Raw genomic sequence first — 12,362 nt, 5'->3', positions numbered from 1 at the left:
CCTTTTGGGACAGCCCAGGACTTGAGCACGCCTTCCATTTCGAGACGGAAGTCATAGTGCAGACGGGACGCTCGGTGCTTTTGAACTACAAATCGAAATCCTTTTTTGGGATCGAGCTTTGGTGGCGGCTCTGGAGTGTGTTCGAAGCTGCGTTTACGTTTGTATTCTTCGAGGGCCATTTCCTGATGCCTCGGGTGAGATGGGAAAAACCAAATCCATACGTATCGCTACGCCGAAACTTTTTCGAGTTCTTCCACGGGCTCGGCTCGCCACCGTCTAAGGACGAATAGCGCGATCAAAAGAAAACAGATTCCACCTGTTACATCCAGCGCCACGTCCCACGGCGTGCCCGTGCGAGAAGGATCAAACCTCTGATGCCATTCATCAAGCGCCGCAGTCAGCAGGGTTATGCCAAGCGCCAACGCCGCAGATCGCAAGCACATTGCGCGGAATCCCCTGGTACCGCGCGACCAGCGAATCAGTGGTTTGGTGCCGGCTGGGTCATCCATGGTATGAAACCATGAGCGGAACAGAAGGACGCATAACAAGCCATATCCCGTCAGGTGCCCAGCCTTACGAAGAAAATGATGCAGTTTGGCGAATGCTTCGGCAGAAAGGTGGATATGCAAAATTTGCAGAAGCTTCCCCAGCCAGGTTCCCGTGACAGCTGATGAAAGGCCGAAGGACTCATAGACAATAACGGACAACCACAAGAGCACTGGTATCCAGTAACGAAAATTGCGGATGAACGATTTCAACGACGCGCTACTCCAACCTATAGTTTGGAGCCTCGCGGGTGATAATCACGTCGTGCACGTGGCTCTCGCGCAGACCTGCGCCGCTGATTCGCACGAAGCGGGCTTCTTGTTGCAGTTCAGGAATGGTGGAGCATCCCACGTATCCCATGCCGGAGCGCAATCCACCGACGAGTTGCAGCACCATGTTTGCCAGTGGGCCCCGATACGGAACGCGTCCCTCGATTCCTTCCGGCACAAGTTTGGCTAGACGGTTTTGGTCTCCGTTTTCCATCAACTCGGCTGCTGGAGTGTCTTCGTCGTTGCTCTGGAAGTAACGCTCACTCGAGCCTTGCGCCATCGCGGCCAACGATCCCATGCCGCGATATGTCTTGAACGAACGGCCTTGATACAAGATCGTCTCGCCGGGACTCTCATCCACTCCGGCAAAGAGGGAGCCAATCATGACTGAACTTGCACCTGCCGCGATCGCCTTGGTGACGTCTCCAGAGTATTTAATGCCGCCGTCAGCGATGATGGGAACACCTGAGTCTTTCGCCGCTCGTGAAGCTTCGGCGATCGCATAGATCTGCGGCACTCCGGCGCCGGTTACGATCCGAGTTGTGCAGATGGATCCAGGTCCGATTCCGACTTTTACCGCATCAGCGCCAGCTTTGATCAAAGCGCAGGCGCCATCAAACGTCCCAACATTGCCGGCGAGGAGTTCTACTTCGGGCAGCTTGCTCTTGATCTCTTTCACCGCATCGAGCACTCGAGTGGTGTGCCCATGCGCGCTGTCGATCGCAACTACATCCACTTTGTATCTCGCCATCTCCTGGGCGCGTTCAAGGTAATCGCCAGTGGCTCCGATTGCGGCGCCTACGCGTAGGCGGCCCTGGGAATCCTTCGCAGCGTTCGGGTATTTCAGCTTCTTCTGAATGTCTTTTACCGTGATCAAACCTTTCAGAGTCTGCTTGTCGTCGACGACGAGTAGCTTCTCCACGCGGTGCTTGTGGAGGATCTGTTCCGCCTCTTCGAGCGTGGTCCCGACGGGAACAGTGATGAGATTGTCTTTGGTCATCACCTTCGCAACTGGAATGTCGGTACGTGTCTCAAAACGGAGATCGCGGTTGGTGAGAATGCCGACCAGCTTGTTATTTTTAGTAACCGGCACCCCGGAGATCTTGAACTTGCGCATTACTTCGAGGGCATCTGAAATCTTGGCATCGGGCGAGATCGTTACCGGGTCGACGATCATGCCGCTCTCAGAGCGCTTTACCTTATCAACTTCCGCTGCCTGTTGTTCGATCGTAAGGTTGCGATGAATGATGCCGATGCCGCCTTGCTGCGCCATCGCGATTGCGAGGCGCGATTCAGTGACGGTATCCATCGCCGAGCTGATGATCGGAATGTTCAGATTGATGTTGCGCGAGAGCCGTGTCTGCGTGTTGGCCAGTGCCGGAACCACATCAGAATGCGCAGGCAACAGCAGAACATCATCGAAGGTAAGAGCCACAGGAACGGGAAAATGAATCATTCAAATCTCACTTGCTTTTCTCAATTGTAGCGTGACTCACCACGGAGCCACGGAGAACACTGAGAAAATCGAAAGGCGCAGTGCGTTCAGTTCAAGTCTTCTCCGTGCGCTCAGTGTCTCCGTGGTGAATCAGGTTTTTCTCAAATTGTCGGTGCGGATATGCGAAATGAATTAGTAATGTGACGATAGCCAAGACGACGAATATGAACCAGCTTCCCTCAGGACCAACGCTTCCTCCGGTGATCCACGTTGGACCGGACAGACGCGTGCTCAGGAGATGTTCTGGTTGAACGAATCCGCTATCCGGAACGCCGTACAAGAAGCTCTCTGAGTAGTCCCACATGAAGTGAAATCCAATTGCCCAGAGCAAGCTTCCCGTGCGCCACAGCGAGAATGCGAGCATCATCCCAAAGGCAAACACTGCGGCTATTCCGACCTTCGATTCGCCCGGATTTTGCACGTGTAGTGCCGCAAAGAGTAGCGACATCACGATCGCCGCCGGCCAGAATCCAATCCCTTCGGACAGGGTGTGTAGGGCATATCCTCGGAATGCGTTTTCTTCAAAGAGCGCGACAATCAGGAAGCCAAGCAGATTCAGCAGTGCAGCGACGAGAAGTTGCGATCCCCCCATGGAACGAGGTCCGAACATGAGGTGATGAGTCGCGCGTAGGCCCAAAAGCATTAGGGTTAGTGACGCGAATCCGGTCAGCGTTCCTGACAAAAAACGGGGAAGTGCGACGGAGTCCCTCAGCCCGTACAAAAGTACGGGGCGACGCTCCAGCTTTGACATGATGAACGTGCCCAGCAGAATGCATGCAAGCAGCAGCGCGTCCGATATGTCTCCGACGCTCGGTTCCAGGCGATGACGGAACGGCCTGACAGCGCCAAAGACTACCGGGATCAGGACAAGTCTGAGCAAAACCAAGAAGAGCACGAAGCGCCAACCGGCGCGCAAGCCTCGATCATTAAAAAACAGTGAACTAGGCCTTAAAGATCGGGATTGGGCCGGAGTCGACGAGTTGGAATCGCTTGGACTAAGCGACTGATTTTCAGGATCTTGCAAGCCTTGCTCCGTGCCGGTATGGTGCTGTGTAATTGATGTTTGTAGCTATTCTCTTGAACTGCCGGGTGGTTTGTAAATCGCTCACATCCGGCGTATCATCACACTTTGTGGTGTTCACCCCGACCCGGCTTGCAAGCTAAAGACGTATAAGCCGAAGAGGTAAGAGTCCGGCGACGGGGCCCCCTTAGGGGGTGGCTAAGCTTCCACTTCATCCACGTAGTGTGATGAAGAAATCGTTTGGCGAAGCAAACCAGTGGGCGATAGCCCACTTTTTATTTCCGGCAAACTTTTTGCGATTTGCAGGCTGAAGACAGGTAATGCCATTCGATGAAGCCCGTGTGCGTGCGATTGCGGAACGAATCGGAGCTTCGTCGGGACTCGAAGTTGTTGATTTGGAGTTTCACGGCGGGGGCAAAGGACGCCTTCTCCGGCTCTTTATCGAGAAAAATGCCGAAGGAAGACGTGCTCTCGAGCAGCAGTTCGCTGCGGCAGCCGAGGCTGGAGAAAAAGTGCCTTCGCCTGTGAATTGGGACAGGTTGGCGGGCATCACTCACGAAGATTGCGCGAATTACAGTCGTGAATTGAGCACGGTTCTTGACGTAGAGGATGCCGTTCCGGGTGGCGAATATCTGTTGGAGGTCTCATCACCTGGGCTCGACCGAAAGTTGGTCAAGCCGGCCGATTTCCAGCGATTCTCGGGTAGCAAAGTCAAGATTATGACGCGCGAGCCTGTGGCAGGGAACCGGCACTTTGAAGGTAGGCTTCGCACGCTGGACGACAGCCGCATTGCCCTGGACTTGGAGTCGAGTAAGAAAAAGGGCAAGCACAAGAAGAAGTCTGCTGTCGAAGGTGATACCACGGAGCGCGCGATTGAGCTGGAGATGAGCAACATTGAACGCGCTCGTCTGGTGCCGGAGATTTAGAGATTTAGGAATAACGGGAACTAAGGGCAATCATGGCAAGTCCGCTGTACGAAAATATTGAAGCGCTGAGCCGGGAAAAAGGAATCGATCCGCAAATTGTGGTCAACGCGGTGGAAGACGCCATTGCTGTCGCCACGCGCAAGCACTACAAGATCCAGGAGAACATGCGCGCCGAACTCAATAAAGAGACAGGTGCGATCCAGGCTTATAGCTACAGGAGTGTCGTAGAGACTCCGGAGCAGGTCGAAGATCCAAACGTGCAGATCACGCTCGAGGATGCGCGTCGCGTCGATCCGAACGTCGAAGTTGGCGGCGAGATCCGCCAGTACAAGTCCACCGACGGTGTGCTCGGACGCATATCGGCACAGCTTGCCAAGCAGGTCATCTTTCAGAAGGTTCGCGAGGCCGAGCGCGACACCGTCTACAACGAGTACATCGGACGTGTCGGCGAAATTCTTAACGCCACGGTGAAGCGCATCGAAGGTCCGGATGTGATCTTCGATATCGGCAAAGCCGAAGCGCGCATGGGGCGGAAGGAACAGTCGAGGCTTGAGTCTTTCGCTGTCGGCGAGCGCGTGCGCGCAGTACTAGTGCGCGTGGAGAAGGCCTCGAAGGGGCCGCAGGTGGTTGTATCTCGAGCGGCGCCGGAGCTAGTGCAAAACCTGTTCCAGACTGAAGTGCCGGAAATCTACGACAACACCGTCGTGATCCGCGCGATCGCTCGCGAAGCCGGCGAGCGCACGAAGATCGCCGTAATGTCGCGCGATAAAGATGTTGATTCCGTCGGAGCTTGCGTAGGCATGAAGGGCATGCGTGTGCAGTCCATCATTCGTGAGCTTCGCGGCGAAAAGATCGACATCATTGAGTATCACGAGGATCCGGTCACTTTTGCGGAGAAGGCACTGCAGCCTGCCAAAGTGAGTCGCGTAACCGTTGTCGACGCGACGGAGAAGCACCTCGAAGTGATCGTAGATGATACCCAGCTCTCGCTGGCGATCGGCAAGAAGGGGCAGAACGTACGCCTCGCGGCGAAATTACTTGGCTGGAAGATCGACATCAAGAGTGAAGAAGAGAAGCGGCAGGAAGTTGAGCAGCAGATGCAGGCTCTTACTTCTGGGACGACGACTCCGCTGGAAAAGGTTCCGGAGCTCGGCGAGCAAGTGATCGAGAAGCTGGTGGCCGCCGGAATAACTACAGTCGAAGCTCTTGCCGACATGACGCCGGAACAGCTCGAAGAGCTGCCTGGTATCGGTCCTAAGACGATCGAGAAGATCAGCATTGCCGTGAATAACTACTTCTCGGCACTTGAAGGTGGCGAGGTTCAGGGCGCGGAAGCTGGCGTGGAAGAAGTCGCTGCGGAAGCTGGCGTGGAAGAAGTCGCTGTGGAGGCTGTGCCCGAGGGCGGCGCCGCTGCGATATCGAACGTTCAGGCCGAGAATTCGGAGTATGAAGAAGCTGTTGAGACGGGCCAGGCACTTGAGGCGGCGGAGATCGCGGGCGTAGAGAATGCTCCAGCGGCAGATATAGCGGAAGTGCATGTGCATGGCGAGCAGCCGGTTCCTGAAGCCGAAGAGGTTGTTGCTCCGGAGGAGCCTCAGCCGGAAGAGGCGAGCAAGCCGGAACATACGGAGTGATTCGTTGAAGAACGACCGGCCGAGTTGGGTGAAGGCGGGCTGACGGAAGCATCGATCAATTGATCTCGTGAGGGTTGTGATGATCGTGTAGCGGGAGAGCGGAGAGAACACAGGGCGGATGAGCAAAGTTCGAATCAACGATCTGGCAAGGGAACTGGAAGTCAAGAGCAAGGCGATCCTCGACGTCCTTTCCAAAGTCGGAGTGACGGAAAAAAAGACGCACTCGAGTTCCATCGAATTCGATGAAGCGGAGCGTGTGCGCAAGCATTTTGCCGGCCAAGGCGGAAGTGCCACTGCCAGGGATGGGGGATCGCGCACGGCCGAACCTGCAATCAAGACCAAGATCGATCTCTCGCACATCTCAAAGCCCGGGGATGTCGCCAGTTTGTTGCGCCGTAAGGCGGAAGCTCCAGCAGCGCCGCCGCCGCCGAAGCCAGTTGCGGTTCCACCTACAGCGGTTCCGAAGGCTCCAACTCCGACTGCTGCGCCTCCTGCCGAAAAGATTGCGGCAGCACCGCCGGTTGCCGCGACCGAAGCTCCTGCTCGACGTGTGATTAGGCCGGTAGTAGGTCCACGTCCGTCATTCACGGTTCCAACGCCCGCGCCGAAAACGCCCGAGGCCACTGCGCCAGAACCCGCAACCGCGCCTCCTCTGCGAGCTGTTGCTCCGAGTGAAGTGCCAGCCGCCCCAATCAGTGCAGCGCCTGTGAGCGCGCCACCCGTTCGAGAAGAAAGGCCACCTACGTCAGTTCAGGTCACACCACCTTCGGCTCCGGCACCGGGTTCAATCGCGAGTGCTTCGCAGCAGCAGCAACGTCCACTCGCGCCGTCTCAGCCTGTTAGGCGCGTCATCACGCCTCAGACCGGACCACGTCCGGTTTACACTGCTCCGCCACAGTCTGCGCGGCCGGCTGCGCCAATGGGAGCACACGGAGCGCCGCAACCTGGGCACCGTCCCAGCGGAGGAATGCCCGTACGCGGCCAGCCGATTTTCCAGCGTCGTCCCGGAATGGGAGCGCCGCAACCCGGGCAACGTCCGCCGATGGCTCCGGGAGCACGCCGACCGATGCATCCGACGCGGCAGTCGCCGGGCGGCCGTCCTATGGGAATGGGCGCTCCGGGCCTTGCTCCACCGCCACCGCCTACGGGTACTCGTCCTCCGGGTCGTCCTGGTGCCCCCAAACGGCCGGGGCAGCGTTACGTTCCACGTGGAGTGAAAGAAGGCCCGATGAAGGGCTTTACTCCGCCGCCGCGGTTTACACCGCAGATGTCGAACGAGCCGCTGCCGATCACACGCTCAATCACGATTACTGAAGGTATCAGCGTAAAGGATCTGGCCGAGAAGCTTGACGTTCGCGCCAAGGAGATCATTGCGCGCCTGCTCCACCGTGGCGTATTCGCTACCGTGAATCAGACGCTCGACGCGGAACTCGCGAAGGATATGGCGCGTCTCTTCGGCGCAGATACTGAGGTGATCAGCTTCGAAGAGCAGATGTCGAAGGATGGCGAGGCCGGTGTTGCCGCATCGGATGGTCTCGATGCTGCTGCGGTTGTCCGTCCTCCTGTGGTCACGATTATGGGACACGTTGACCACGGCAAGACCTCACTGCTCGATGCGATTCGTGAAACCAACGTCGCCGGAGGCGAAGCTGGCGGAATCACTCAGCACATCGGCGCATACAAGGTTCGCATCACTAAGGAAGATTCACCGGCCTTTGGACGCGAGATCGTGTTTCTCGACACTCCGGGTCACGAAGCGTTTACCCGCATGCGTGCTCGCGGGGCCAAGGTCACGGACATCGTTGTCATCGTCGTTGCCGCCGATGATGGTGTTATGCCTCAGACCCTTGAGGCTATCGACCACGCAACCGCAGCGAAAGTCCCGCTTATCTTCGCCGTAAACAAGATCGACAAGCCCGGCGCGCTTCCCGATCGCGTGAAGAAGCAACTCGCCGATCGCGGCTTCGTTCCTGAAGCGTGGGGTGGCAAATATGTGTTCGTGGACGTCTCCGCCAAGCAGAAGACAAATCTGAATCTGCTGATGGAGATGATCTGCCTGGTGGCCGACTTGCAGGAGCTCAAGGCTTCGCCCGATCGGCCTGCGACCGGTGCTGTGCTGGAAGCCAAGCTCGATCGCGGTCGCGGCGCGGTTGCGACGGTGCTGATCCAGAATGGTACGTTGCATGCCGGGGACACCTTTATCGTCGGCAATACCTTCGGCAAAGTTCGCGCCATGTTCGACGATCGCGGCAATGCCGTCGAGGAAGCCAAGCCGGCAACTCCTGTTGAGATCATCGGCCTTGAGGGCATTCCCGAAGCAGGAGACACCTTCACGGCGGTAGCCGATCGCGAAAAGGCAAAGAACATTGCCACATATCGCGAGCAGAAGGCACGTGAAGCGCAGTTGGCAAAGTCGTCGCGAGTCACACTCGAAGGCCTGGCCGAGCAAATCAAGACCGCCGGAGTCAAGGAACTGCCAATCATCCTTAAGGGTGACGTGCAGGGCTCAGTGGAAGTGCTGGCAGATTCGTTGCAGAAGCTTTCGAATGAGCAGGTGAAAGTGCGCGTGCTGCGTTCGGGCGTTGGTGCGATCACCGAAAGCGACGTGCTGCTGGCTTCGGCATCAAACGCGATCATCATCGGCTTCAATGTTCGTCCTGAGCGCAAGGCGCAGGAGCTGGCGGAGCAGGAAAACGTGGAGATCCGCCTGCATTCGATCATTTACGAACTGCAGGACGAAATCCGCAAGGCCATGGTCGGACTCCTCGAGCCGGTATTCAAGGAGACTTATCAGGGCCGCGCCGAGGTCCGCGATACTTTCCGCGTTCCCAAAGTCGGAACGATTGCAGGCTGCTACATTCAGGATGGAACCATCAAACGCGACGCCGAAGTCCGGCTGCTGCGCGACAATGTTGTTGTCTTCAAGGGCCGCGTGGGCTCCCTGCGGCGCTTCAAGGACGACGTCAGCGAAGTGCGCAATGGAATGGAGTGCGGAATTGGCATCGCCGGTTATGGCGATATCAAGGTTGGCGACGTAATCGAAGCCTTCAGCACGCAGAAAGTTGCCGGCGAGCTGATTAGTTCCAAGCCACAGCTAGTGCATCAGTAGTCAGGAACATTGCAATCGTTGGAAGATGTGGAACAGCCGCCCTGGGCTGTGGAGGCGCGACGAATGTCGCGCCTTTGTTTTGCAACAATGCCGGCGGCGGTAGCCGCTGGGTGCGTAAGTGCAGGATCCAGCCGCTACTGCCGCCGGTACTCTTGGGGAGGAGCAGCACACACATGCCCATCGCAGTCCTCACTCTCGATCTCCGCATCGAAGGCGCGCAATCCCTCAAGGAGAAGCGACAAGTGCTGCGCAGCCTGAAGGACAAACTACGTACAAGTTTCAACGTGTCGGTCGCGGAACTCGAAGAAACCAACCTCTGGCAGCGAGCCACGATTGGAGTAGTCAGCATCTCCAGCTCCCGCGATTATCTATCTGGATTAATGCAGCAAGTGGAGCGCGCCGCCAGCCGCATTGCCAACGACAACGGCGCCGAGCTCACCGACAGCTATGTAGAACTGGAGTGACTAGCACTCTCGGGACGTGCAAATCCTGCTTGATAATTCGCCATATATTCGCTATTCTATTTTGTTCGCTATGTGCCGAAATGGACAACAGAGGGGATTACCGCGACTGACTTTCGTTTCCGTGTGCAGCGATTCGATCCCCGGGGATTGCAGGGGATATCCCCTCTAATCCCCAGGGGACCTAGTACGGGATATCCCCGGGGATCACCGGGGGATCTGCTAGCTAAGTCCTTTGATTGAGGGGATTGCGAAAAAAAGGGCCCCGACAAAAAACCGTTGCTCCTCTCGAAGCCAGCTCACCCCATGTCAGGCTTGCTGGCTGATCATCTCTAGCGATTACTCGTCTCGTAGAGTCGTTACCGGTTCTACTCGCGTGGCCCGATATGCCGGAATTACGCTAGCCAGAAAGCTAACCAGCACCAGCAGCAGGGACACCGCCGTGAATGTCTCGAGATCCGTTGGTTTAACGCCATAAATGAGGCTCGAAATGAACCGTCCCAGGGCAAGCGCGCCTGCAACTCCTATGGCGACGCCCAGCGCAGTCGGCCTCATTCCTTCGGCGATCACCATTTGCACAACATCGCGAGTTTGCGCCCCGAGAGCCATGCGGATTCCGATCTCGCGCACTCGCCTGCGCACGGTGTATGCGAGCACGCTATAAATCCCGATTGCGGCCAGCACAAGGGCTAGTCCGGCGAATACTGCGAGCAGCAGCATGTTGAAGCGTTGCTGCGAAAGAGTGCTCGCAATGAAGGTCTCCATCGTGACCACATCTCCAATTGGCAAGTCCGACTTGAGCTGATGGATTGCATTGATCGTTGCCGGAGCGACTGAGGCAGCATCCGAATGGGCTCGAACCATGAGCCACAATGGGAATGATCGCCATGCGACATTCGGAGGAAACGCCAGATGCGCGAGCGGAACGTAAAGCATCGCGGCCGGCTCTGCTGAATCCAATCCGCGATCCTTGATATCGCCTACGACGCCCACAATCTCCCGAATCTTGCCGGGAACGAAAGTCAGGGTGAGGCGCTTTCCCACTGGATCTTCGTTCGGCCAAAAGCGTTGTGCCAGAGATTGGCTGATGATGATCGTGCCTGGACTCTCTGGAGTGTCCTGATCGCCGAAGTCTCTGCCCCGCAGCAGTGGAATGCGCATCATGTGGAAGTACCCGGGACTACTCATGCGAACAGCGACCTCCGGCTGATCGGCCATCGCCTGCACCGGACGCCCTTCAATTTGAATCGGCTGATTCGAGCCACCACTCAGGGGTAGACTGTCAATGACGGCTGCAGACTCGACTCCCGGAAGAGCTTTCACTTTGTCCGCCAGTTGCTGATAAAACGCAATTTCCTGCGCGGGCTGCGGGAACGTAGTTCTTGAGACGGATGGGATGACAGCGACAGCGTTGTGAGGATCGAATCCAGGATCGACTTTGCGAAGCGCCCACAGCGTGCGGATTAGCAAGCCGGCGCCAACCAACAGAATCAGAGACAACGCAACTTCAGACACAACCAGCACGCCGCGCGTGCGATTTCCTCCCGCATCAGAGCTTGTCCGAGTGCCTTGCTTGAGTGCCTCGCTCACATTCACGTTGCTGAGCCTGAATGCCGGCACAAGACTAGCGAGAATTCCCGCCGCGAAAGAAATGGCCAGCGTAAACGCGAGTACCGAGCCATCCACTGCGATGGCAGAAGCCCGGGGCAGCTTCGACGCGAGAAAAGCAACAATCAGCTTCACTCCGAAATGAGCGATGAGCAGCCCAAGCAATCCTCCAACGACGGACAACACAACTGTTTCGCACACTACTTGGCGAAGCAGGCGAATTCGCGATGCTCCCAAAGCGGAACGAACCGCTATCTCCTTCTGACGTGACACGATCCTTGCCAGCACGAGATTGGCGACGTTCGCGCACGCGATCAGCAGAACGAATGCAACGGCTCCGAGCAGGACGAGGAGTGGCGTGCGCACTTCTCCTGTCAACTCCTCGCTCAGGGGCTTCACAACTGCACCCCAGCCTTTGTCGTCAGCGGGATACTCCTGTTCCAGGCGGCGTGAGATCGTATCCATCTCGGCCTGAGCCTCCCGGACACTTATCCCTGGCTTCAGGCGGCCGATGACCAGGTAGTGATGCTCACCTCGCACGACGCGTTCCTGATCGGTCATTGCTAGCGGCGTCCAGAGCTTCGCGGCGTCAACTGGATCTGAGGTGATGGGAAATTGAAATTTGGCCGGCATTACGCCGATTACGCGATATGCGGCTCCGTCGAGCGATATGTCCTGGCCGACAATTCCCGGATCTGCTCCGAACTGATTTCTCCAGAAGTTCTCGCTAAGGATCGCCACATGATTGTGGCCAGGCTGATCCTCGTCGCGAGAGAAGACACGTCCCATCATCGGCTGAGCTTGCAAGACAGAAAAGAATTCCGAGGAGACGCCGCGTGCGCTTACGAACTGAGGCTCTCCCTTACCGCTGAGGTTGTAATGCGCCCACGAGTAGATCGACATCTGCTGGAACACATGGTTCTGTGTGGCCCAGTCAAGATAGTTGGCCGCAGAGACAGCGAATGCTTTCATTCCTGGAAAACTCTTCTGCGGAGGTGTATGCCAAATCTGGACCAGTTGATCGGGTTGGGGGAATGCCAGAGGCCGCAACAGGACCGCATTCACTACGCTAAAGATCGCAGTGTTGGCGCCGATGCCGAGGGCGAGGACCAGGACGGCAGCTACGGCAAAGCCACGGCTCCTATTCAGTGTGCGAATTCCATAGCGCAATTCTTGCAACAAGTTTTGCATCGAATGAATCCTGGGATTGAGTGTTAAACAAATTCAAACGGCAATCGCGGGACCACGACTGAAAACAGATAACCTTCGACAAATCAGCAGCTTGACTGTGCC

The 12,362-nt window shown here is 57.0% G+C and carries 8 protein-coding genes; 4 read left to right on the top strand and 4 right to left on the bottom strand.

All coding sequences use genetic code 11. From position 1 onward, the window contains the following. Positions 1 to 227: 227 nt before the first annotated feature. The 3 genes from VNX88_18595 to VNX88_18585 all read right to left on the bottom strand — a co-directional run bounded on the left by VNX88_18595 (position 228) and on the right by VNX88_18585 (position 3,205). Entirely contained in the window at positions 228 to 758 is a 531-nt protein-coding gene (locus VNX88_18595) for a VanZ family protein (protein ID HWY70683.1), read from the bottom strand. A gap of 7 nt (positions 759 to 765) precedes the next feature. Beyond that, complete coding sequence (guaB, locus tag VNX88_18590; protein HWY70682.1) at positions 766 to 2,271, bottom strand: IMP dehydrogenase; 1,506 nt, start codon at positions 2,269 to 2,271, stop codon at positions 766 to 768. 91 nt (positions 2,272 to 2,362) lie between these two features. Next, positions 2,363 to 3,205 (bottom strand): type II CAAX endopeptidase family protein, encoded by an 843-nt coding sequence (locus tag VNX88_18585; GenBank protein ID HWY70681.1) that lies wholly within the window; start codon positions 3,203 to 3,205, stop codon positions 2,363 to 2,365. A gap of 446 nt (positions 3,206 to 3,651) precedes the next feature. On the opposite strand from VNX88_18585, the gene rimP reads away from it, so the two are divergent. From rimP to VNX88_18565, 4 genes are all read left to right on the top strand, one after another. Further along, positions 3,652 to 4,257, top strand: a complete 606-nt coding sequence (gene rimP, locus VNX88_18580; protein HWY70680.1) for a ribosome maturation factor RimP — start codon at positions 3,652 to 3,654, stop codon at positions 4,255 to 4,257. A 32-nt stretch (positions 4,258 to 4,289) separates the two neighbouring features. Continuing rightward, the gene (gene nusA, locus VNX88_18575) at positions 4,290 to 5,891 is read left to right on the top strand and encodes a transcription termination factor NusA (GenBank protein ID HWY70679.1); all 1,602 of its coding nucleotides are present in this window, start codon (positions 4,290 to 4,292) and stop codon (positions 5,889 to 5,891) included. A gap of 118 nt (positions 5,892 to 6,009) precedes the next feature. Then, positions 6,010 to 9,000 (top strand): translation initiation factor IF-2, encoded by a 2,991-nt coding sequence (infB, locus tag VNX88_18570; GenBank protein ID HWY70678.1) that lies wholly within the window; start codon positions 6,010 to 6,012, stop codon positions 8,998 to 9,000. Positions 9,001 to 9,173: 173 nt separating this feature from the next. Continuing rightward, positions 9,174 to 9,464 (top strand): DUF503 domain-containing protein, encoded by a 291-nt coding sequence (locus VNX88_18565; GenBank protein ID HWY70677.1) that lies wholly within the window; start codon positions 9,174 to 9,176, stop codon positions 9,462 to 9,464. 336 nt (positions 9,465 to 9,800) lie between these two features. On the opposite strand, the gene VNX88_18560 is transcribed toward VNX88_18565, so the two are convergent. Next, on the bottom strand, positions 9,801 to 12,260 hold the full coding sequence (locus tag VNX88_18560; GenBank protein ID HWY70676.1) for an ABC transporter permease: 2,460 nt from the start codon (positions 12,258 to 12,260) through the stop codon (positions 9,801 to 9,803). Positions 12,261 to 12,362: the final 102 nt, after the last annotated feature.

This window comes from Terriglobales bacterium (assembly GCA_035567895.1).
GTDB lineage: Bacteria > Acidobacteriota > Terriglobia > Terriglobales > Acidobacteriaceae > Gp1-AA112.
This window is presented reverse-complemented; position numbering and strand designations above follow the sequence as displayed.

What these genes read in the sequence shown, in the direction of transcription:
- nusA (HWY70679.1), top strand. Translation starts at nt 4,290, where the DNA reads ATGGCAAGTCCGCTGTACGAAAATATTGAAGCGCTGAGCCGGGAAAAA.
- VNX88_18565 (HWY70677.1), top strand. Translation starts at nt 9,174, where the DNA reads ATGCCCATCGCAGTCCTCACTCTCGATCTCCGCATCGAAGGCGCGCAA.
- infB (HWY70678.1), top strand. Translation starts at nt 6,010, where the DNA reads ATGAGCAAAGTTCGAATCAACGATCTGGCAAGGGAACTGGAAGTCAAG.
- VNX88_18560 (HWY70676.1), bottom strand. Translation starts at nt 12,260, where the DNA reads ATGCAAAACTTGTTGCAAGAATTGCGCTATGGAATTCGCACACTGAAT.
- guaB (HWY70682.1), bottom strand. Translation starts at nt 2,271, where the DNA reads ATGATTCATTTTCCCGTTCCTGTGGCTCTTACCTTCGATGATGTTCTG.
- rimP (HWY70680.1), top strand. Translation starts at nt 3,652, where the DNA reads ATGCCATTCGATGAAGCCCGTGTGCGTGCGATTGCGGAACGAATCGGA.